Origin of the sequence: Enterobacter genomosp. O, from assembly GCF_001022965.1 — a bacterium.
GTDB classification, from domain to species: Bacteria; Pseudomonadota; Gammaproteobacteria; order Enterobacterales; family Enterobacteriaceae; genus Enterobacter; species Enterobacter cloacae_L.
In genome coordinates, this window is record NZ_LECZ01000026.1 from 489,513 (window position 1) to 510,112 (window position 20,600).

General features: G+C 55.3%; 21 protein-coding genes. 9 read left to right on the plus strand and 12 right to left on the minus strand.

What is annotated here, in order from left to right; all coding sequences use genetic code 11:
* The first annotated feature begins 517 nt into the window (after positions 1-517).
* The 6 genes from tdcA to ABR39_RS16170 all read left to right on the plus strand — a co-directional run bounded on the left by tdcA (position 518) and on the right by ABR39_RS16170 (position 7,996).
* Positions 518-1,438 (plus strand): transcriptional regulator TdcA, encoded by a 921-nt coding sequence (tdcA, locus tag ABR39_RS16145; protein ID WP_047347740.1) that lies wholly within the window; start codon positions 518-520, stop codon positions 1,436-1,438.
* Positions 1,439-1,554: 116 nt separating this feature from the next.
* A complete protein-coding gene (gene tdcB, locus ABR39_RS16150; RefSeq protein ID WP_047348176.1) occupies positions 1,555-2,544 on the plus strand; it encodes a bifunctional threonine ammonia-lyase/L-serine ammonia-lyase TdcB in 990 nt (329 codons plus the stop codon).
* A gap of 9 nt (positions 2,545-2,553) precedes the next feature.
* The gene (gene tdcC / locus ABR39_RS16155) at positions 2,554-3,885 is read left to right on the plus strand and encodes a threonine/serine transporter TdcC (RefSeq protein ID WP_047347741.1); all 1,332 of its coding nucleotides are present in this window, start codon (positions 2,554-2,556) and stop codon (positions 3,883-3,885) included.
* 29 nt (positions 3,886-3,914) lie between these two features.
* Positions 3,915-5,123: a propionate kinase gene (tdcD, locus tag ABR39_RS16160; RefSeq protein ID WP_047348177.1), complete on the plus strand. Its 1,209-nt coding sequence runs from the start codon at positions 3,915-3,917 to the stop codon at positions 5,121-5,123.
* 15 nt (positions 5,124-5,138) lie between these two features.
* The gene (pflB, locus tag ABR39_RS16165) at positions 5,139-7,433 is read left to right on the plus strand and encodes a formate C-acetyltransferase (RefSeq protein WP_047347742.1); all 2,295 of its coding nucleotides are present in this window, start codon (positions 5,139-5,141) and stop codon (positions 7,431-7,433) included.
* Between the two features lie 152 nt (positions 7,434-7,585).
* Positions 7,586-7,996 carry a Spy/CpxP family protein refolding chaperone gene (locus ABR39_RS16170; RefSeq protein ID WP_047347743.1) on the plus strand — a complete coding sequence of 137 codons (411 nt, stop codon included), beginning with the start codon at positions 7,586-7,588 and terminating at the stop codon, positions 7,994-7,996.
* Between the two features lie 89 nt (positions 7,997-8,085).
* On the opposite strand, the gene ABR39_RS16175 is transcribed toward ABR39_RS16170, so the two are convergent.
* The gene (locus ABR39_RS16175; protein WP_047347744.1) at positions 8,086-8,787 is read right to left on the minus strand and encodes a pirin family protein; all 702 of its coding nucleotides are present in this window, start codon (positions 8,785-8,787) and stop codon (positions 8,086-8,088) included.
* A gap of 104 nt (positions 8,788-8,891) precedes the next feature.
* Between ABR39_RS16175 and ABR39_RS16180 the strand changes: the two genes are divergently transcribed.
* The gene (locus tag ABR39_RS16180) at positions 8,892-9,794 is read left to right on the plus strand and encodes a LysR family transcriptional regulator (RefSeq protein ID WP_023333543.1); all 903 of its coding nucleotides are present in this window, start codon (positions 8,892-8,894) and stop codon (positions 9,792-9,794) included.
* Between the two features lie 41 nt (positions 9,795-9,835).
* Here ABR39_RS16180 and ABR39_RS16185 read toward each other — a convergent pair whose 3' ends face one another.
* The 11 genes from ABR39_RS16185 to ABR39_RS16235 form a co-directional block, all read right to left on the minus strand.
* Positions 9,836-10,201: a DUF805 domain-containing protein gene (locus tag ABR39_RS16185; RefSeq protein ID WP_047347745.1), complete on the minus strand. Its 366-nt coding sequence runs from the start codon at positions 10,199-10,201 to the stop codon at positions 9,836-9,838.
* Positions 10,202-10,307: 106 nt separating this feature from the next.
* Positions 10,308-11,294: a glutathione S-transferase family protein gene (locus ABR39_RS16190; RefSeq protein ID WP_047347746.1), complete on the minus strand. Its 987-nt coding sequence runs from the start codon at positions 11,292-11,294 to the stop codon at positions 10,308-10,310.
* Between the two features lie 71 nt (positions 11,295-11,365).
* The gene (locus tag ABR39_RS16195) at positions 11,366-11,758 is read right to left on the minus strand and encodes a DoxX family protein (protein ID WP_042716298.1); all 393 of its coding nucleotides are present in this window, start codon (positions 11,756-11,758) and stop codon (positions 11,366-11,368) included.
* Positions 11,759-12,007: 249 nt separating this feature from the next.
* Positions 12,008-12,304 carry a YqjK-like family protein gene (locus ABR39_RS16200; protein WP_047347747.1) on the minus strand — a complete coding sequence of 99 codons (297 nt, stop codon included), beginning with the start codon at positions 12,302-12,304 and terminating at the stop codon, positions 12,008-12,010.
* On the minus strand, positions 12,301-12,699 hold the full coding sequence (locus ABR39_RS16205) for a phage holin family protein (protein ID WP_014885329.1): 399 nt from the start codon (positions 12,697-12,699) through the stop codon (positions 12,301-12,303). The genes ABR39_RS16200 and ABR39_RS16205 overlap by 4 nt, the downstream gene beginning before the upstream one ends.
* Position 12,700: 1 nt before the next feature.
* The gene (locus tag ABR39_RS16210) at positions 12,701-13,006 is read right to left on the minus strand and encodes a DUF883 family protein (RefSeq protein ID WP_008503141.1); all 306 of its coding nucleotides are present in this window, start codon (positions 13,004-13,006) and stop codon (positions 12,701-12,703) included.
* Between the two features lie 29 nt (positions 13,007-13,035).
* Complete coding sequence (locus ABR39_RS16215) at positions 13,036-13,404, minus strand: DUF1090 domain-containing protein (RefSeq protein WP_047347748.1); 369 nt, start codon at positions 13,402-13,404, stop codon at positions 13,036-13,038.
* Between the two features lie 143 nt (positions 13,405-13,547).
* Complete coding sequence (mzrA, locus tag ABR39_RS16220; protein WP_047347749.1) at positions 13,548-13,931, minus strand: EnvZ/OmpR regulon moderator MzrA; 384 nt, start codon at positions 13,929-13,931, stop codon at positions 13,548-13,550.
* Positions 13,932-13,933: 2 nt separating this feature from the next.
* Positions 13,934-14,596: a DedA family general envelope maintenance protein YqjA gene (yqjA, locus tag ABR39_RS16225; RefSeq protein ID WP_023309289.1), complete on the minus strand. Its 663-nt coding sequence runs from the start codon at positions 14,594-14,596 to the stop codon at positions 13,934-13,936.
* A gap of 344 nt (positions 14,597-14,940) precedes the next feature.
* Positions 14,941-15,717, minus strand: a complete 777-nt coding sequence (gene exuR, locus ABR39_RS16230; RefSeq protein WP_023309288.1) for a transcriptional regulator ExuR — start codon at positions 15,715-15,717, stop codon at positions 14,941-14,943.
* Between the two features lie 115 nt (positions 15,718-15,832).
* Positions 15,833-17,131: an MFS transporter gene (locus ABR39_RS16235; protein WP_047347750.1), complete on the minus strand. Its 1,299-nt coding sequence runs from the start codon at positions 17,129-17,131 to the stop codon at positions 15,833-15,835.
* Positions 17,132-17,607: 476 nt separating this feature from the next.
* On the opposite strand from ABR39_RS16235, the gene uxaC reads away from it, so the two are divergent.
* Together uxaC and ABR39_RS16245 are read left to right on the plus strand one after the other, a co-directional pair.
* Positions 17,608-19,020: a glucuronate isomerase gene (uxaC, locus tag ABR39_RS16240; protein ID WP_047347751.1), complete on the plus strand. Its 1,413-nt coding sequence runs from the start codon at positions 17,608-17,610 to the stop codon at positions 19,018-19,020.
* 17 nt (positions 19,021-19,037) lie between these two features.
* Entirely contained in the window at positions 19,038-20,525 is a 1,488-nt protein-coding gene (locus tag ABR39_RS16245) for a UxaA family hydrolase (RefSeq protein WP_047347752.1), read from the plus strand.
* Positions 20,526-20,600: the final 75 nt, after the last annotated feature.

The window sequence follows — 20,600 nt, forward strand, 5'->3', positions numbered from 1 at the left end:
ACATCACAAAATTTCACGCTAAAAAATCATCAATCTTTAGTGTTGATAGTTTGTTATGTTCGTTACCTTAATGATCGCGAATCTTTTCTCGTTTGATATGTACATATTGAATTTAAAAACATTCGCCCTGTGAATGTGTGACGTATTCCTCTCTTTATCGGTAACCTGCCAAATTACGTCTGCAAATTTTGATAAATTAAAAGAATGTTTTAAATGAAGAGTGGCTATTTATTGCCCTTTAATTGTCTGAAATATCGTCTTTATTGATTTTTTATGAACGGTAAAATTTACCCGGGTTATCGCCATAAAATAAATTTATTACCGTGGGTTTTATTGATCAATATCAGCGTAATGACGTATTTCAATTTACTTATTTTATTGATATTAAAGGTTTTTTGTCGACTTCTGCAGTGGCTTAATTGGATGCGAAAAGGCAAATTGTGAGTAACAGCACATACCCCTTTAAACATTATTGAGTAGAATTCACCCCGTCATAGGGAAATAAGCGCAGAATATTATGAACACTATTATTCTACCGAAAACACAGCACCTCGTGGTATTTCAGGAAGTCATTAAAAGTGGCTCCATAGGTTCTGCGGCAAGACAGCTGGGCCTGACGCAGCCCGCCGTCAGCAAAATCATCAGCGATATCGAATCCTACTTTGGCGTGGAAGTGATGGTGCGCAAAAACACCGGCGTAAAACTCACTGCCGCGGGCCAGGTTCTGCTCTCATACTCCGAGTCGATCACCCGTGAGATGAAAAACATGGTGAGCGAAATCAACAGCCTGAGCTTCAGCACCGTCATGGACGTCTCCTTTGGCTATCCGTCGCTGATCGGCTTTACCTTCCTGTCCGAGATGATCAAAAAATTTAAGGAAGTGTTCCCGAAAGCACGCGTCTCGATGTATGAAGCGCAGCTGTCGTCTTTCCTGCCGGCCATTCGCGACGGTCGGCTGGATTTTGCCATCGGTACGCTGAGCGATGAAATGCTGCTGCAGGATCTGCACGTCGAGCCGCTGTTTGAGTCCGAGTTTGTGCTGGTCGCCAGCAAGTCACGAACGTGCACCGGCCCGACGACACTGGCATCGCTCACGCACGAGCAGTGGGTGATGCCGCAAACCGATATGGGCTACTACAAAGAACTTCTGACTACTCTGCAAGACAACCACATCAGCATTGAAAACATCGTCCAGACCGATTCCGTCGTCACCATTTATAACCTTGTGCTGAATGCCGATTATCTGACGGTCATTCCCCGCGACATGATTGCCCCGTTCGGTTCAGACCAGTTTATTGTCCTGCCGGTAGAAGATGAATTACCCGTGGCGCGTTATGCTGCCGTGTGGTCGAAAAATTACAGAATTAAAAAATCGGCGTCAGTATTAGTTGAGCTGGCAAAACAATATGCCTCACTCACCAGCGAAAGACGACGATGATGTATTAATCCCCTGAGAAGTATTAAACCTTTATAAAAACACCCAGAGTTTATTTTAACAATGCTCTGATACCCTGACTTTGCCCGAAAAGAATGAATTATTATAACGAGGATATTATGCACATTACCTACGATCTCCCGGTAACGATTGAAGATATTCAGGATGCCAGAAAACGGCTGGCAGGAAAGGTATATAAAACGGGTATGCCGCGCTCGAATTATCTCAGCGAACGCTGTAAGGGCGAAATATTCCTGAAATTTGAAAACATGCAGCGTACCGGTTCGTTTAAGATCCGCGGTGCGTTTAACAAATTAAGCTCGCTGACCGATGCTGAAAAACGCAAAGGCGTGGTCGCCTGCTCCGCGGGAAACCACGCGCAGGGGGTGTCTCTCTCCTGCGCCATGCTGGGCATTGACGGCAAAGTGGTGATGCCAATGGGCGCGCCGAAGTCCAAAGTGGCCGCGACCCGCGACTACTCTGCGGAGGTGGTGCTGCACGGCGAGAACTTTAACGACACCATCGCCAAAGTCAGCGAAATCGTCGAGCTGGAAGGGCGTATTTTTATTCCACCTTACGATGACGCCAAAGTGATCGCCGGGCAGGGCACCATCGGTCTGGAAATTCTTGAAGATCTATACGATGTGGATAACGTCATTGTGCCAATCGGCGGCGGCGGCTTAATTGCCGGGATCGCGACGGCGATTAAATCCATCAACCCCACCATTAATATTATCGGCGTGCAGTCAGAAAATGTTCACGGCATGGCGGCATCGTATCAGGCGGGAGAAATTATAAACCATCGCGTCACCGGTACATTAGCCGACGGTTGCGATGTCTCTCGTCCGGGTAAATTAACCTTCGAAATTGTTCGTGAATTAGTCGATGACATTGTGCTGGTCAGCGAAAACAACATTCGCGACAGCATGATTGCGCTTATTCAGCGAAATAAAGTGGTGACGGAAGGTGCCGGTGCGCTGGCCTGTGCCGCGTTATTAAGCGGCAAGCTTGACCACTATATTCAGGGTCGTAAAACCGTCTGCATTATTTCCGGCGGTAATATCGATCTCTCTCGTGTTTCCCAAATTACCGGCTTCGTTGACGCATAAAGGTGACCTATGAGCAACACAGAAAGCATTATCGTTGGCCAGACGAAAACGTCCTCCTGGCGTAAGTCTGATACCACCTGGACGCTTGGCCTGTTCGGAACCGCCATTGGCGCAGGCGTGCTGTTCTTTCCCATTCGCGCGGGCTTTGGCGGCCTGATCCCTATCCTGCTGATGCTGGTTCTCGCGTTCCCGATTGCGTTCTACTGCCACCGCGCGCTGGCGCGCCTGTGCCTGTCCGGCAGCAACGTCTCTGGCAACATTACCGAAACGGTGGAAGAGCACTTTGGCAAGACCGGTGGGGTGGTCATCACGTTCCTCTACTTCTTCGCCATTTGCCCGCTGCTGTGGATTTACGGCGTCACCATTACCAACACCTTTATGACCTTCTGGGAAAACCAGCTCCAGCTGCCCGCGCTGAACCGCGGCGTGGTGGCGCTGTTCCTGCTGCTGCTGATGGCCTTTGTTATCTGGTTTGGTAAAGACCTGATGGTGAAGGTAATGAGCTTCCTGGTGTTTCCGTTTATTGCCAGCCTGGTGCTGATTTCCCTGTCGCTGATCCCTTACTGGAACTCGGCGGTCATCGACCAGGTGAACCTGAGCGATATCGCCTTCACCGGTCATGACGGCATCCTGATCACGGTGTGGCTGGGGATCTCCATCATGGTCTTCTCCTTTAACTTCTCGCCCATCGTCTCCTCGTTTGTGGTCTCCAAGCGCGAAGAGTACGAGCCACAGTTCGGTAAAGAATTTACCGAGCAGAAATGTTCCAGAATCATCGGTCGCGCCAGCCTGCTGATGGTCGCCGTGGTGATGTTCTTCGCCTTTAGCTGCCTGTTTACGCTCTCCCCGCAGAACATGGCGGAAGCCAAAGCGCAGAATATTCCGGTGCTCTCATACCTGGCGAACCACTTTGCGTCGATGTCGGGAACCAAATCGACGTTCGCGACGGTACTGGAATACGGTGCCTCCATCATCGCGCTGGTCGCTATCTTCAAATCCTTCTTCGGTCACTATCTGGGGACGCTGGAAGGGCTGAACGGTCTAATCCTCAAGTTCGGCTATAAGGGCGATAAGAAGAAAGTGTCCGTGGGCAAACTGAACACCATCAGCATGGTGTTCATCATGGGCTCCACCTGGGTCGTTGCGTACGCCAACCCGAACATTCTTGACCTTATCGAAGCAATGGGTGCGCCGATCATCGCCTCTCTGCTGTGCCTGCTGCCGATGTATGCCATCCGCAAAGCGCCGGCCATGGCGAAATACAAAGGCAGACCGGAGAACATCTTCGTCACGATTGTGGGTCTGCTGACCATTCTGAATATCGTTTACAAACTGTTCTAACCAAAGCTCAGGAAGAGCGGAGTCACATGATGAATGAGTTTCCGGTTGTACTGGTTATTAACTGCGGTTCGTCCTCCGTTAAGTTTTCGGTGCTTGATGCCGGCAGCTGTGACGCCCTGCTGACGGGCATTGCGGACGGTATCAACACTGAAAAGGCCTTTATTTCCGTGAACGGGGGTGAGCCGGCCAGGCTGGCTCACCATGACTACGAAGGGGCGCTGGCAGCCATCGCCCTGGAGCTGGAGAAGCGTAACCTGATGAGCAGCGTGGCCTTAATTGGCCACCGCATTGCTCACGGCGGCGACCTCTTCAGCGAGTCGACCCTGATTACGGAAGAGGTCATTGAGCAGATCCGCCAGGTTTCGCCGCTGGCGCCGCTGCATAACTACGCCAACCTGAGCGGCGTGGAAGCCGCAGAGCGCCTGTTCCCGGGCGTGCAGCAGGTTGCGGTGTTCGATACCAGCTTCCACCAGACGCTGCCGCCGCAGGCGTATCTGTACGGATTGCCATACCGCTATTTTGAAGAGCTGGGCGTGCGTCGTTACGGCTTTCACGGTACCTCTCACCGCTACGTGGCCGGGCAGGCGCAGGCGCTTCTCGGGCTGTCCCCCGATGACAGCGGCCTGGTGATTGCCCATCTCGGCAACGGGGCTTCCATCTGCGCGGTGCGCAATGGCGAAAGCGTGGATACCTCCATGGGGATGACGCCCCTGGAAGGGCTGGTGATGGGCACGCGCTGCGGCGACGTGGATTTTGGCGCAATGGCGTGGATTGCCCAGCAAACCGGCCAGTCGTTTGAGGATCTGGAGCGGGTGGTCAACAAAGAGTCGGGGCTGCTTGGCATCTCCGGCATCTCTTCAGACCTGCGGGCGCTTGAGAAAGCCTGGCACGCGGGCAATGAACGGGCCCAGCTGGCGATCCAGACCTTTGTGCACCGTATTGCACGTCACATTGCCGGTCACGCGGCGTCGCTGCACCGCCTGGATGGAGTGATCTTTACCGGCGGCATCGGCGAGAACTCAACGCTTGTCCGCGCCCTGGTGGCGGAACGCCTGAAGGTGTTTGGCATTGTCCTCGACGACGCCAAAAATGCCCTGCCGGGCAGCGCGGGTGAGCGCGTCATCAGCACCGAGTCGTCCCGCGTGGCCTGCGCGGTTGTCCCTACCAACGAAGAAAAAATGATCGCGCTGGACGCCCTCCGTCTTGGGAAGGTTACCCCGGCTGCGGCTTACGCCTGATAAAGCGAGAATAAGATGAAAGTAACAATCGATACGGGCGTCGCGCCCTACAGCGACGCATGGGCCGGGTTTCGCGGTGAAGAATGGAAAGACACCGTCAACGTGCGCGATTTTATTCAGCATAACTACACCCCTTATGACGGCGACGAAGCTTTCCTCGCGCAGGCGACGCCAGCAACGACGGCGCTGTGGCAGAAGGTAATGGTCGGCATTCGCCAGGAGAATGCCACCCACGCCCCGGTGGATTTTGACACCAACATCGCCACCACCATTACTGCGCACGGGCCAGGCTATATCGACCAGGATCTGGAGACGATTGTTGGCCTGCAAACCGATAAACCGCTGAAGCGCGCCCTGCACCCGTACGGTGGGATCAACATGATCCGCAGCTCGTTCGAAGCCTACGGCCGCGAGATGGATCCGCAGTTCGAATATCTGTTTACCGATCTGCGCAAAACCCACAACCAGGGCGTTTTTGACGTGTATTCGCCGGAGATGATGCGCTGCCGTAAATCCGGCGTGCTGACCGGTTTGCCGGACGGCTACGGGCGCGGGCGCATCATCGGCGACTATCGCCGCGTGGCGCTGTACGGGATCGCTTATCTGGTGCGCGAGCGTGAACTGCAGTTTGCCGATCTGCAGGGCAGGCTGGAGCGCGGGGAAGATCTCGAGGCGACGATCCGCCTGCGTGAGGAGCTGGCGGAGCACAAACGCGCGCTGCTGCAGATCCAGCAGATGGCGGCGAACTACGGCTTTGATATCTCACGTCCGGCGATGAACGCTCAGGAAGCGGTGCAGTGGGTCTATTTTGCCTACCTTGCGGCCGTGAAATCCCAGAACGGCGGGGCGATGTCGCTGGGGCGCACGGCCTCGTTCCTCGATATCTACATTGAACGCGACATGCAGGCCGGGCGTCTGAATGAAGTTCAGGCGCAGGAGCTGATCGACCACTTCATTATGAAGATCCGCATGGTGCGCTTCCTGCGCACGCCGGAGTTCGACACGCTCTTCTCCGGCGATCCGATCTGGGCGACGGAAGTGATCGGCGGCATGGGGCTGGACGGCCGCACGCTGGTGACCAAAAACAGCTTCCGCTATCTGCACACGCTGCACACCATGGGGCCTGCGCCGGAACCGAACCTGACGATCCTCTGGTCAGAACAGCTGCCGATCGCGTTCAAGAAATACGCCGCGCAGGTATCCATCGTCACCTCGTCGCTGCAGTATGAGAATGACGACCTGATGCGTGCCGACTTCAACAGCGACGATTACGCCATTGCCTGCTGCGTCAGCCCGATGGTGATCGGCAAGCAGATGCAGTTCTTTGGCGCCCGCGCCAACCTCGCTAAAACGCTGCTGTACGCGATCAACGGCGGGGTGGACGAGAAGCTGAAGATTCAGGTCGGTCCGAAAACCGAACCGCTGCTGGATGACGTGCTGGACTACGACACCGTGATGGCGAGCCTCGATCACTTTATGGACTGGCTGGCGGTGCAGTACATCAGCGCGCTGAATCTCATTCACTACATGCACGACAAGTACAGTTATGAAGCCTCGCTGATGGCGCTGCACGACCGGGACGTCTATCGCACCATGGCCTGCGGCATTGCTGGCCTGTCGGTGGCGGCGGATTCCCTGTCCGCCATTAAATACGCCACGGTAAAACCGGTGCGCGACCACACCGGTCTGGCGGTCGACTTTGTGATAGAAGGGGACTACCCGCAGTACGGCAACAACGACGACCGCGTGGACAGCATCGCCTGCGACCTGGTGGAGCGCTTTATGAAGAAAATTCAGGCGCTGCCCACCTACCGCAACGCGGTGCCGACCCAGTCGATCCTGACCATTACCTCCAACGTGGTTTACGGCCAGAAGACCGGCAACACGCCGGATGGACGTCGCGGCGGCACGCCGTTTGCGCCAGGCGCAAACCCGATGCACGGCCGCGACAGAAAAGGGGCGGTGGCCTCGTTAACGTCGGTTGCCAAGCTGCCGTTCACGTATGCAAAAGATGGGATCTCGTACACCTTCTCCATCGTGCCGCAGGCGCTGGGCAAGGACGAGCTGGTGCGCAAAACCAACCTGGTGGGGCTGCTGGACGGGTATTTCCATCACGAAGCGGCCATCGAGGGGGGGCAGCATCTTAACGTCAACGTCATGAACCGGGAAATGCTGCTGGATGCCATTGCGCATCCCGAGAATTACCCGAACCTGACGATCCGCGTGTCAGGCTATGCGGTGCGGTTTAACGCCCTGACGCGCGAGCAGCAGCAGGATGTGATTTCAAGGACGTTTACGCATTCCATCTGATGCTAATGATGCCTCATGCCCCCTCAGCGCAGGGGGCATTTTTTTGCCCGCTAAACATACAAAATTGTTTATATAATTACTCACACATATTCATCCGCTCTTGAAAAACAATACGCCTGCTTTCCCCTATAACAGAATGTAAGGACAGTAAGATGATGAAAATGACCCGTATTGCGTTGGCCGCCGCCGCGCTGGCCCTGTGCAGTTTTACGGCGCAGGCCGCGAACGTTGAGGCTGCTCCTTCTCCATCGCAGGATCCGCTGGTTCAGCACCTGAAGCTCAGCAATGAGCAGGTGAAGAAGATTGAAGATCTGCATAAGCAGCTGGAACAAAATGTCAGCAAAATTCCGATGACGGGCGTGAAGGACGGGGCGCTTATCGACATGTTCCAGGCGGGTAAATGGGACGAAAGTACGGTGAAAAGCCAGCTTACCGCATTCAGCAAAATTGAAGAGCAGACCCGTTATTACCGCGTGAAGTATTACTTCGACGTCAGCCAGGTATTGACGCCGGAGCAGCGCAAGCAGATCAGAACCGATATGGCTAACGCGCTGGCAGAGTGATTTCGTCGTCGCGTACGGCGCTGGATGATTCTGCCGTAGCTCGATCGGTCCCCTCTCCCACAGGGAGAGGGTTAGGGTGAGGGCGTTCTCTAAACCGGTAAATCAATCAGCAGCGCGCGCAGCGGCGTATCCGCCACCAGCGTGATATTCGCTTCATCACGAATAAACGCCCCGTCGCCGCAGGTGAGCGCTTCTTTCTCTTCCGCGTGCGTCACCGCATGCACCGTGCCGTGAATCGACTGCAGGTAGGCGCGCGGCCCGTGAAGCTGGAAGCTCGCCTGTTCACCTTTCTTCAGCTCGATATGGTGCAGCCACACCTGCTGGCGCAGCTGCAGACTACCTTTGCTGCCGTCCGGGGACGCGATCAGCTGCTGCTTATCGCCCGTTAAATCTAACTTCTGTGCCAGCGGATTTTCCCGCTCGGGGCAGGCATCAAGCCACAGCTGCATACGGGTCAGCGTTTTGTCTTTGCTGAGGTTATGCTCGCTGTAGCTTATGCCAGGTTGCGTGGAAATTAACAACGCTTCGCCAGCCTTTGCCTGGACATGATTGCCCTCGCTATCGCGGTATTCTGCCTCGCCTTCCAGGATCAGGTTCAGGATATCGACTTTCGGGTACGTGCGCGGCTGGAAGGAGGCACCCGGGGCGAGCACTTCCTGATTCAGCACGCGTAGTGATGCGTAACCGAGGAGTTTAGGGTCAAAGTAGTGTCCAAAGGAAAAGGTGTAGCGGGCCTGCAGCCAACCGAAATCGGCTTGTCCGCACTGTTTAGCTGTTCTTGTCGTAATCATAAACTTGACCTCTCTTTACACTAAAACAATGGTAAAGGTATGGACGCTGCATTGTTAGCCAGATATTCTGCCCGGTATGTTCAAATTTCCTGAATGAGAACGAGATGGCTAAAGAGAGAGCATTGACGCTTGAGGCGCTTCGCGTCATGGACGCGATTGACCGGCGCGGCAGTTTTGCGGCGGCAGCTGATGAACTGGGGCGCGTTCCGTCTGCGCTGAGCTACACCATGCAAAAGCTGGAGGAAGAGCTGGACGTGGTGCTGTTTGACCGCTCCGGTCATCGAACAAAATTCACCAACGTCGGGCGGATGCTGCTGGAGCGCGGTCGCGTGCTGCTGGAAGCGGCGGATAAGCTCACGACGGACGCCGAAGCGCTGGCGCGCGGCTGGGAAACCCACCTGACGCTGGTAACTGAAGCGCTGGTGCCGACAGAAGCGCTGTTCCCGCTGGTGGACCGCCTGGCAGCCAAAGCCAACACGCAGCTGTCAATTATCACCGAGGTGCTGGCAGGCGCGTGGGAGCGTCTGGAGACGGGAAGGGCGGACATCGTCATTGCGCCGGACATGCACTTCCGTTCCTCATCGGAAATCAACTCGCGCAAGCTTTACAGCGTGATGAACGTCTACGTTGCCGCACCCAATCATCCGATTCACCAGGAGCCGGAGCCGCTCTCTGAAGTCACGCGCGTGAAGTATCGCGGCGTGGCGGTCGCGGATACCGCGCGCGAGCGTCCGGTGCTGACGGTGCAACTGCTGGATAAACAGCCTCGTCTGACAGTGACCTCACTGGAAGACAAACGGCAGGCGCTGCTGGCCGGTCTCGGCGTGGCGACGATGCCTTATCCATTTGTGGAAAAAGATATTGCGGAAGGACGGCTGCGCGTTGTCAGCCCGGAATATAGCCACGAGGTGGATATCATTATGGCGTGGCGTCGCGACAGCATGGGCGAAGCCAAATCGTGGTGCCTGCGCGAAATACCCAAACTCTTCGCCCACCACAATAAGTAGATCCGTAGGCCCGGTAAGCGCAAGCGCCACCGGGCAACGAATCAGGCGTTGAGTTTAGGATCCGGACCAAAGCGGTTTTCACCTGGAGTGCCGCTCTGACAGTTGAAGATCAGAATCACGATCCAGCCGACAATTGGGATCAACAGCAGCAGTAACCACCACGCCGAACGATCGGTATCGTGCAGCCGACGGAACAGTACCGCCCATGATGGCAGCAGGACTAACAGGCCATAGATGGTAGTCAGCACGCCTTCTCCGCCAGCCCGCTCCCAGCCAAGAATTTTATCGATAATACCCAGCACCATGATGAGGACGAAGTTCACCAGAACAAACATCCAGTACTCTTTACGGCGGGCGCGGCCACCAAATCCAATATAGTTACGCAGTACTTTTAAATACCAGTCCATTTTCCTTGCCTCATTAGTCAGTCAATCACTTGTTTTCTAAGCGATCGAGGTAAGGATAGATGGAGATTGTGAATTAAAAAAGGGCATCTATTGATGCCCTTAATATTTATCCAAATCGAACGTCGCGCCCGTGCGGTTCATCCAGATCCTGCCACGGGCCAATGGAGATAATGCCCGTTGGGTTAATGGTCTTGTGGCTGCGGAAATAGTGGGTGCGGATATGGTCGAAGTCGACCGTATCGGCAATACCCGGCATCTGGTAGATGTCACGCAGGAAGCCATACAGGTTCAGGTAGTCGCTGATGCGGTGTTTATCGCATTTAAAGTGGGTAACGTACACCGGATCAAAGCGAACCAGCGTGGTCCACAGGCGAATGTCCGCTTCCGTCAGGCGGTCACCCGTCAGGTAGCGGTGCTGGCCGAGGATCTGTTCCAGACGCGCCAGCGATTCAAACACCTTCTCGACCGCTTCGTCATACGCTTCCTGGCTGGTGGCGAAACCGGCCTTGTAGACGCCGTTGTTGACGTTGTCGTAAATCCAGCTATTCAGCTCATCAATCTTTTCGCGCAGTTCCACCGGGTAGTAATCCCCGGCGCGGGCGCCGTGCACGTCAAACGCCGTGTTGAACATGCGGATGATTTCCGCAGACTCATTGCTGACAATCGTCTGGTTTTTCTTGTCCCACAGCACCGGCACGGTAACGCGCCCGGTGTAGTGCGGATCGGCGCGCAGATAGAGCTGGTAAAGGAAATCGTGGTGGTAAAGTTCGTCGCCGGTCGCAGCAGGGAAATCACTGTCAAACGTCCAGCCGTTTTCCAGCATCAGCGGGTTTACCACCGAAACCGGAATTAAAGTTTCGAGACCTTTGAGCTTGCGAACAATCAGCGTGCGGTGTGCCCACGGGCAGGCAAGGGAAACATAAAGATGATAACGGTCTTTCTCTGCCGCGAAGCCGCCTTCGCCGCTCGGGCCAGGCGCACCGTCAGCGGTGAGCCAGTTACGGAAGGCCGAAGCTGAGCGCTTGAAGCGACCACCGGTGGATTTGGTGTCATACCAGACATCCTGCCAGACGCCGTCTACGAGTTGTCCCATTTTTTCTCCTCCTTCAGATAGCAAAAGCGAGGAGATGTCTCCTCGCTTTGTGTTCATTCAGTATAGCGTGCTTACCATTTCTTATTCAGAACGCGGTCGATGCTGTATGCGCCCGGGCCAGTGATGGCCAGCAGCAGGAAGCCACCCGCGATGGTCAGGTTTTTCATGAACATCAGAGAGTTCACGCCTTCCGCAAAGTTGCTGTGGAAGAGGAACGCTGTCAGCAGGGTGAAGCCTGCGGTGAACAGCGCGGTGGTGCGGGTCAGGAAGCCGAACAGAACCGCCAGGCCGCCGCCGAACTCAAGAAGAATGGTCAGTGGCAACAGGAACCCCGGAACGCCCATGGCTTCCATGTATTGCTGGGTACCCGCATAGCCGGTGATTTTTCCCCAACCTGCGACGATGAACAGAATTGGCATCAGAATACGCGCTACCAGTACACCAACATCTTCTAATTTTTTCATTTTACTCTCCAGGAAACCACATCAGCGGCTGAACTTTATTTGTCTGCAATTCCGGGTAGATACCGCGTCATTGCTGTCGATGGAGAGCATCATAAACGTGACGGTTGGCGATTGTTAGCAAGGAAAACTGTCAATCTAATTCAAAGATATTGAGTAAGGGGCGCGTGCGGATGCCCTCACCCCAACCCTCTCCCACTGGAGAGGGCGCAAAAACAAAAAACGGTAACCAGAGTTACCGTTTTGCTTTTATCACCGCAGCTGCTGTTGACGAATCGTGGCTTTCACCAGACGCCAGGCGCTCCAGGCACCGAAGCCACGACGCGCCCAGCGGATCAGCATATTCGGATGACGAACCGTCCAGATAGCCATCACGCTGCTGCCGACCAATGCCCAGGAACGCAGGCTCAGGACGGTATTCCAGCCACGGTCAAAGCGTCGCGTCGCATCAATCCAGTCGCGACGGCTGGCAGACAGGTCCAGCCGTTGCTGCTGGATCTCACTTAACAGATACGCTTTTCGCTTCTGACGTTCGGCTTTACCGCTCACGGCTTGTCATCCTCCAGCAGGGCGCGATCGTTAGCCAGCTCCTGGCGCGTATGGCGCAGGAACGTGGATTTACGCGCTTTGCGCAGCGTCCAGATACCGCCAATCAGCGCCGCGACCAGCAGAACGACGGTGGTGGCGATCATCGCGTTAAGACGATACTGCGGGTCGATGGCCCAGATGATTAACACCATCAGGCTCATCAAACCAAACGCGGCGAAGAGCATGGTCAGCCCGAGCATCAGCAGCATCTGGAAGAGGTTTGCTTTCTCCTCTTCCAGCTCGACCACTGCCAGCCGGACGCGCGTTTCGGCAATCCCAACCAGCGTCGTTAAAATACGCTGGCCGATGCCGAGGACGTTGTTAGCAGGCCCTTGTGCGTGACGAGGATCTTCCATATCAACGACGCGTCAGAAGGACACCCAGTACCACACCGACTGCGGCACCAATTCCTACGCCCGTCCATGGGTTATCACGCACGTATTCGTCCGCACGGGCAGCCGCTTCGCGGGTCTGTTTCGCCAGCGCATCGCCGGTTTCACCCAGACGATAGCGGCTCTCCTTAAGCGCCTGCTCCGCTTTGCTGCGCAGTTTGCTGACCTCTTCTTTCGACTTGTCAGCAGAGGAGTTCAGCACCTCTTCAAGGGTATCGGCCAGGGATTTCAGTTCAGCGCGCAGATGTTCAGACGTCGTATCTTTTGACATGATTCTCTCCTGTTGAGATTTCCGTTAACTCAATAATCGCGAGCTTCCAGCGCTTTCAGGTCGTCCTGCGCTTCTTTCAACTTCTTCTCGCGCTTGGCAATTTTTTCCGCATCCCCTTTCTCTTTCGCTTCCTGCAGGTCGCGACGGCGCTCGGCTATCTCGTCCTTCTGTTCAGCGATTTTTTTCTGGTGATCGGCACGAAGCTTGCTGTCTGAACAGTTCGCTTTCACTTCGCTCAGCGCTTTTTTAAGACCATCAACACGGTGCTGATTGTTATGCTTTTCGGCATAACCGATCTCACGCTGAATATCCTGTTCTTTCTCCTGACAGAGAGAGGTTGCGAAGGATGCTGTGCTTAAAGAAAAAAGGGCCAGAGCCAGAGTAATGCGGAATTTCATTATCGAAACCTTCCATTGTGTTACGGCGTAAGCCGTTATCCAAAATTATGCGGAGTACATTCGAGGGATGCTCCGCGTACTTAAGCATAGTAAGTAAACGGGGGATTCACCAAAGTGAGTGAAAAGATTCGGAATCGTGGTAATTATCCAAACCGATGCGACGTATCGCGAATCAATGACAGCCAGGCTGCAGGTTGGCTGACTTCTTCCTGCTGAGCAATGATATACCCGCGCGGCAGCGTACGGTCGAGCACCACTTTCGCAGCGGCACTTTGCGCACGGGAATCAAACTTGATCAGTAAAACATCGTCCTGCGGGGTGATGCTCTTAAAGCGGATCCCGTTCGCATCCAGATGATGCCAGACAGAAAAACCGTCAGGCACGCTGGCACCCTGGTTTACCGGGCGGATGGCCAGCGTCGATTCCTGATGCGAAAGCGCGCTCCAGGCCAGCAGCATGGCGCTGAGTACCACCAGTGCAACCACGGCAAAGGCGAAACGGCGCAGGGCGAGCGGTGAGATAGCCATCGTTAACCTCTGGCTCCGTATTTCTTTTTCCACAGGACAACCAGGGAGCCAATCAGGCCAAAGACCAGCAGCACAACGGGCAGCAGCATCAGGCAGGACATCAGCTGGTCCTCATATTTCATGAAGACCGGGGTTTTACCCAGCGCATAGCCCAGCGTCGTCAGAATAAGCACCCATAGCAGGCCGCTCATCCAATTGAAGAACTGGAAGCGCGCGCTGCTCAGACCGGACAGGCCGGCAATCGTAGGCAGCAGGGTACGAACAAAAGCGATAAAGCGGCCAATCAGCAGCGCGGAAAGCCCGTGCTTATGGAACAGGTGGTGCGCCCGCTGGTGATAATGCGCCGGAAGATGAGAAAGCCAGTTCTGGACGATCCGGGTATTGCCCAGCCATCGCCCCTGGATGTAGCTCACCCAGCAGCCGAGGCTTGCGGCGACGGTCAGTAACAAAATGGTATGTGGAAACGCCATCGCCCCTTTGGCACACAGCACGCCAACGAGCACCAGCAAGCTGTCACCGGGCAGGAAGGCAGCAGGCAGCAAACCGTTCTCGAGGAACAGGATCATAAACAAGACGAAATAGAGCATGCCAATCATGGAGGGGTTGGCCAGCGTTTCAAAATCCTGCGCCCAGAGGGCATGCAGTAGTTGGGTCAAAAGTTCCATTCAGTGTTCCTGGAAATCGGTTAACGTCACGCCTGTTATCCGGGACAAACAGCACGGCGACATTGTTGTGATTTCATTATGGTCGCTCGCGGACACATTGCGGTGTGGCCAACACTGTTCCCTGTTAATTGGCTGGTTAGCAAGCACTAACTTACAAAATAACGAATTGAATCCAATTGTAACAAAGCCCAACGTTCTGCGTCACAGAATTTGCAGGGGTGAGTTGATTTTGGCGTAAGCCATGGAGGGGAGCGAGGGGATTTACAAAGGCTGACACTATATATGTTTTGCTTACCCACTCAAGCCGGAGGGCGCAGCGAAGCGCCTGCCGGCAGAAAGGTCATCTATTTTGCGGCACTGGACGCCGTATCGAGATGAACAACGGGATTATCGGCAAAAAGATAGCGGTCAGCGTTAAATTCGAAGTCATCGCTGGTTTCATTGAACAGCATCTGCTTGGTGTTTTCCAGGTGCTGCCACATCGCCAGCTTAGCGGCATGCGGGTCTTTACGAATCAGCGCCTTGAGGATTTGATCGTGGTCGTCACACCAGTTGTCGACGGTACGAGAATCGATATGGTCGTGCAGTTTTTTCCAGTACGGGTTGTGAACGCGCTGAGTCCACATTTTCTCAACAATTGCCGCCAGCGCCGTGTTTTGGGTTGCCAGGGCGACCTGAACGTGGAACTGCAGATCCCACTCTGAATCGCGGAAACATTTTTCCTTGCGGGCATTCTCCTGGATTTCCATCAGCTTCATGATGTCCTGCTTGGTCACCTGCGTCGCGGCAAATTCGGCAATATTGCTTTCGATCAGCTGGCGAGCCTGGAGCAGCTCAAACGGACCATAGCTGGCGAATTCCAGACTTTCATCCGCGACGGGAGAGTGTTTCGGCAGATTAGAAATCACGTGAATGCCGGAGCCTTTGCGTACCTCAACGTAGCCTTCCACTTCCAGCATGATAATCGCTTCGCGCACGACGGTGCGGCTCACGCTTTTTTCATCCGCGATAAAGCGCTCGGCGGGAAGTTTATCACCGACAAGATAGACCCCTTGCTCGATGCGATCTTTCAGCTCGGCAGCAAGTTGTTGATATAAACGACGTGGTTCGGTGATTTCCATATGCGCTCCAGGCAGGGTACGGCAGATGATTTGTTATACCACTTTTGCGTGCCACTCTCCAGATTATGCCATTAAAAAAGCCGCCCGGAGGCGGCTTCGGTGAAACACATTTTCGCTAACTCTGCGTTGCTGGTTTTCCGAGGGACTCTTTCGCCAGCTCCTCTGCCGATTTGCTTCTTAGCACCGTCCAGATAACCACTGCCCCCAGCAGGTCGAAAATAGCCAGCACCGCGAACAGCGGGCTGAAGCCGATGGTATCCGCCAGCGCGCCGACCACCAGAGCAAACATCGTACTTGCGGTCCAGGCGGCCATCCCGGTCAGGCCGTTGGCGGTTGCCACTTCGTTACGGCCGAAGACGTCAGAGGAGAGCGTAATCAGCGCGCCGGACAGGGACTGGTGCGCAAAACCACCGATGCACAGCAGAGCGATAGCCACGTACGGGCTGGTGAACAGGCCGATCATGCCCGGGCCAATCATCAGCAGCGCACCCATAGTCACCACCATCTTACGGGAAACGATCAGGTTCACCCCAAACCAGCGCTGGAACAGCGGTGGCAGGTAGCCGCCAACGATACAGCCCAGGTCAGCAAACAGCATTGGCATCCAGGCGAACATCGCGATCTCTTTCAGGTTAAAGCCGTAGACTTTAAACATGAACAGAGGGATCCACGCGTTGAAGGTACCCCAGGCCGGTTCAGCCAGGAAACGCGGCAGGGCGATACCCCAGAACTGACGGGTACCCAGGATCTGCCAGACGGTCATTTTTTTGCCGTTGTTGGTCTGATGCTGCGCTTCCTGACCCCCAATGATGTACTCGCGTTCTTCTTCAGACAGTTTTTTCTGATCGCGCGGGTGTTTATAGAAAATCAGCCACGCCATGGCCCACGCAAAGCTCAGCACGCCAGAGATGATGAACGCCATCTGCCAGCTGTGCATCACGATAGCCCACACCACCAGCGGCGGCGCAATCATCGCCCCGATGGACGAGCCGACGTTGAAGTAACCGACCGCAATGGAACGCTCTTTTGCCGGGAACCACTCGGAGCTGGCCTTCAGGCCTGCGGGGATCATGGCGGCTTCAGCTGCACCTACCGCGCCGCGCGCCAGCGCCAGACCACCCCAGCTGCCGGCCAGCGCGGTTGCCCCGCAGAACACCGCCCAGGCGATGGCGAAGAAGGCATAACCGATTTTGGTACCGAGAATGTCCAGCACATAGCCTGCGACCGGCTGCATGATGGTATACGCCGCGGAATAGGCGGCAATGATGTAGGAGTATTGCTGCGTGGAGATATGCAGCTCTTCCATCAACGTTGGCGCTGCTGCTGCCACGGTGTTACGCGTCAGGTAGCCCAGCACGGTGCCTAACGTCACCAGCGCGATCATATACCAACGTAACCCTTTAATTTTACGCATCTAAAACCTCATCGTTATGTTATTTCCGCGCCAGAACGCGGCAACCTCTCAACCGTTTCCGGGAGCAGTTGTGTAACGGGAGGGGCGTAGCCGGGAGCATGTCCCGGAACGGCCCGAACCTTGCCATAAGTAAGCGTGCATAAGTCGGTATCCGTACCGTTAAACCCGATGTCTCTCACACCGGTAATGCATTCCGTCGGCTGAGTGTTTGCGACGGCGAAAAGATAACTTGTCATACAACTTTAAAAGGTGAGTGACATCACAAATGTATGATTCTTTGTGGGGACATTCATCGTCGCGGACAAAGCCAGTATTGGCGCGGGTTGCAGAAGGGTTTACTCCATTGAGGGTAATTTATTTGTTGACGTTTATTGATCTCACTCACGAAAAAAGCTTCGGTGGGTGGAAATTGGTGTGATAACTTTGCAGCATATGAACATACGCTTTCTGACGCTCCCGTAATGAGGAAGACGATAATGACGCCGTTTATGACCGACGATTTTCTGTTAGATACCGAATTTGCTCGCCGCCTGTACCACGACTACGCAAAAGATCAGCCGATTTTCGACTACCACTGCCATCTGCCGCCGCAGCAGGTTGCCGAAAATTACCGTTTCAAAAACCTGTATGACATCTGGCTGAAGGGTGACCACTATAAATGGCGCGCCATGCGCACCAACGGCGTCGCTGAGCGCCTTTGTACCGGCGACGCCAGCGACCGCGAAAAGTTTGACGCCTGGGCTTCCACCGTTCCGCACACCATCGGCAACCCGCTCTACCACTGGACGCACCTTGAGCTTCGCCGCCCGTTTGGTATTACCGGAACGCTGCTCTCCCCAACGACCGCCGATGAAATCTGGGAGCGCTGCAATGCGCTGCTGGCGCAGGATAACTTCTCCGCGCGCGGCATCATGAAGCAGATGAACGTGAAAATGGTGGGCACCACCGACGATCCGATTGACTCGCTGGAACACCATGCGGCGATCGCCAAAGACGGCGCGTTTGATATCAAAGTGCTGCCAAGCTGGCGTCCGGATAAAGCTTTTAATATCGAACAGGCTACGTTCAGCGATTACATGGCGAAGCTGGCGGAAGTCTCTGATACCGACATTCGTCGTTTCGCAGATCTGCAAGCCGCGCTGACCAAACGTCTGGATCACTTCGCGGCGCACGGCTGTAAAGTTTCTGACCACGCGCTGGACGTGGTGCTGTTTGCGGAATCAAACGAGGCCGAGCTGGACAGCATTCTGGCGCGTCGTCTCTCCGGCGAAAGCCTGAGTGCGCACGAAGTGGCGCAATTCAAAACGGCGGTGCTGGTGTTCCTCGGCGCGGAATATGCCCGTCGCGGATGGGTACAGCAGTACCATATCGGCGCGCTGCGCAATAACAACCAGCGCCAGTTTAAGCTGCTGGGCGCGGATGTCGGCTTCGACTCCATCAACGACCGTCCGCTGGCCGAAGAGCTGTCTAAGCTGCTGAGTAAACAGAACGAACAAAACCTGTTGCCAAAAACTATTCTCTACTGCCTGAACCCGCGCGATAACGAAGTGCTGGGCACCATGGTCGGCAACTTCCAGGGCGAAGGGATGCCGGGCAAGATGCAGTTCGGCTCCGGCTGGTGGTTCAACGATCAGAAAGACGGCATGGAACGTCAGATGACGCAGCTGGCGCAGCTTGGCCTGCTGAGCCGCTTTGTCGGCATGCTGACCGACAGCCGCAGCTTCCTGTCCTATACACGTCATGAATATTTCCGCCGCATTCTGTGCCAGATGATTGGCCGCTGGGTGCACGCAGGCGAAGCGCCAGCGGATATCCAGCTGCTGGGCGAAATGGTGAAAAACATCTGCTTTAACAATGCGCGTGACTACTTCGCCATTGAACTGAACTAGGGCCGTTTGAGGTTGATATGCAATACATCAAAATCCATTCGCTGGATAACGTGGCCGTCGCGCTGACGGATCTCTGTGAAGGCGACGTGGTGACCGTCGATAACCAGAGCGTCACCCTGCGTCAGGCGATCGTTCGCGGGCATAAGTTTGCCGTGAAGCCTCTCGCCAAAGGGGACAACGTCGTGAAGTACGGCCTGCCGATTGGGCATGCGTTAGCGGATATCGCGCCGGGTGAACATATTCATTCCCACAATACCCGCACCAATCTCAGCGATCTGGACGAGTATAGCTATCAACCTGAATCACCAGTGGAAGCGATGCAGGCGGCGGATCGTGAGGTGCAGATCTACCGTCGCGCCAGCGGCGACGTGGGGATCCGCAACGAGCTGTGGATCCTCCCGACCGTCGGCTGCGTAAACGGGATTGCGCGTCAGATCCAGACGCGCTTTCTGAAAGAGACCAACAATGCCGAAGGCACTGACGGGGTACATCTGTTCAGCCACACCTATGGCTGCTCCCAGCTCGGTGACGACCACATCAATACCCGTACTATGCTGCAAAATATGGTGCGTCACCCGAACGCGGGCGCGGTGCTGGTGATCGGCCTGGGCTGCGAGAACAATCAGGTGGACGCCTTCCGCGAGACGCTGGGCGAGTTTGACCCTGAGCGCGTGCATTTTATGGTGTGTCAGCATCAGGACGATGAGGTGGAAGCGGGCATAGAGCAACTGCATCAGCTTTATGAGGTGATGCGTCACGACAGGCGCGAGCCGGGCAAGCTGAGCGAGCTGAAGTTTGGTCTGGAATGCGGCGGGTCTGATGGCCTGTCCGGTATCACCGCCAACCCTATGCTGGGCCGCTTCTCGGACTACGTGATCGCCAACGGCGGCACGACGGTGCTGACCGAAGTGCCAGAAATGTTCGGCGCGGAGCGTATTCTGATGAGCCACTGCCGCGACGAAGAGACGTTTGAGAAGACCGTCACCATGGTGAACGACTTCAAGCAGTACTTCATCGCCCATAACCAGCCGATTTATGAGAACCCGTCTCCGGGTAACAAGGCGGGCGGCATCACCACGCTTGAGGAGAAGTCCCTCGGCTGCACCCAGAAAGCGGGCGCGAGCCAGGTGGTCGATGTTCTGCGCTACGGCGAGCGCCTGAAAACGCACGGTCTGAACCTGCTGAGCGCGCCCGGGAACGATGCGGTTGCTACCAGCGCGCTGGCCGGTGCGGGCTGCCACATGGTGCTGTTCAGCACCGGGCGCGGCACGCCGTACGGCGGTTTTGTACCGACGGTGAAAATCGCCACCAACAGCGAGCTGGCGGCGAAGAAAAAACACTGGATCGACTTTGATGCGGGCCAGCTAATACACGGCAAAGCGATGCCTGAATTGCTGACGGAGTTTGTGGACAGCATTGTGGAATTTGCTAACGGCAAGCAGACCTGCAACGAGAAGAACGACTTCCGCGAGCTGGCGATTTTTAAGAGTGGTGTGACGCTGTAATCGGTGCGGCCTGATGCCCTCACCCTGACCCTCTCCCACGGGGAGAGGGTACAAACACTAAAAACGGCAACCTCA

Coding starts and splice junctions, on each gene's coding strand:
- ABR39_RS16215 (WP_047347748.1), bottom strand. CDS start 13,404: ATGAAATTCCGCATTACTCTGGCTCTGGCCCTTTTTTCTTTAAGCACA.
- ABR39_RS16245 (WP_047347752.1), top strand. CDS start 19,038: ATGCAATACATCAAAATCCATTCGCTGGATAACGTGGCCGTCGCGCTG.
- mzrA (WP_047347749.1), bottom strand. CDS start 13,931: ATGGCTATCTCACCGCTCGCCCTGCGCCGTTTCGCCTTTGCCGTGGTT.
- tdcA (WP_047347740.1), top strand. CDS start 518: ATGAACACTATTATTCTACCGAAAACACAGCACCTCGTGGTATTTCAG.
- ABR39_RS16235 (WP_047347750.1), bottom strand. CDS start 17,131: ATGCGTAAAATTAAAGGGTTACGTTGGTATATGATCGCGCTGGTGACG.
- ABR39_RS16185 (WP_047347745.1), bottom strand. CDS start 10,201: ATGGACTGGTATTTAAAAGTACTGCGTAACTATATTGGATTTGGTGGC.
- tdcC (WP_047347741.1), top strand. CDS start 2,554: ATGAGCAACACAGAAAGCATTATCGTTGGCCAGACGAAAACGTCCTCC.
- ABR39_RS16205 (WP_014885329.1), bottom strand. CDS start 12,699: ATGGAAGATCCTCGTCACGCACAAGGGCCTGCTAACAACGTCCTCGGC.
- ABR39_RS16170 (WP_047347743.1), top strand. CDS start 7,586: ATGATGAAAATGACCCGTATTGCGTTGGCCGCCGCCGCGCTGGCCCTG.
- ABR39_RS16180 (WP_023333543.1), top strand. CDS start 8,892: ATGGCTAAAGAGAGAGCATTGACGCTTGAGGCGCTTCGCGTCATGGAC.
- tdcB (WP_047348176.1), top strand. CDS start 1,555: ATGCACATTACCTACGATCTCCCGGTAACGATTGAAGATATTCAGGAT.
- pflB (WP_047347742.1), top strand. CDS start 5,139: ATGAAAGTAACAATCGATACGGGCGTCGCGCCCTACAGCGACGCATGG.
- yqjA (WP_023309289.1), bottom strand. CDS start 14,596: ATGGAACTTTTGACCCAACTACTGCATGCCCTCTGGGCGCAGGATTTT.
- uxaC (WP_047347751.1), top strand. CDS start 17,608: ATGACGCCGTTTATGACCGACGATTTTCTGTTAGATACCGAATTTGCT.
- ABR39_RS16175 (WP_047347744.1), bottom strand. CDS start 8,787: ATGATTACGACAAGAACAGCTAAACAGTGCGGACAAGCCGATTTCGGT.
- ABR39_RS16210 (WP_008503141.1), bottom strand. CDS start 13,006: ATGTCAAAAGATACGACGTCTGAACATCTGCGCGCTGAACTGAAATCC.
- exuR (WP_023309288.1), bottom strand. CDS start 15,717: ATGGAAATCACCGAACCACGTCGTTTATATCAACAACTTGCTGCCGAG.
- ABR39_RS16195 (WP_042716298.1), bottom strand. CDS start 11,758: ATGAAAAAATTAGAAGATGTTGGTGTACTGGTAGCGCGTATTCTGATG.
- tdcD (WP_047348177.1), top strand. CDS start 3,915: ATGAATGAGTTTCCGGTTGTACTGGTTATTAACTGCGGTTCGTCCTCC.
- ABR39_RS16190 (WP_047347746.1), bottom strand. CDS start 11,294: ATGGGACAACTCGTAGACGGCGTCTGGCAGGATGTCTGGTATGACACC.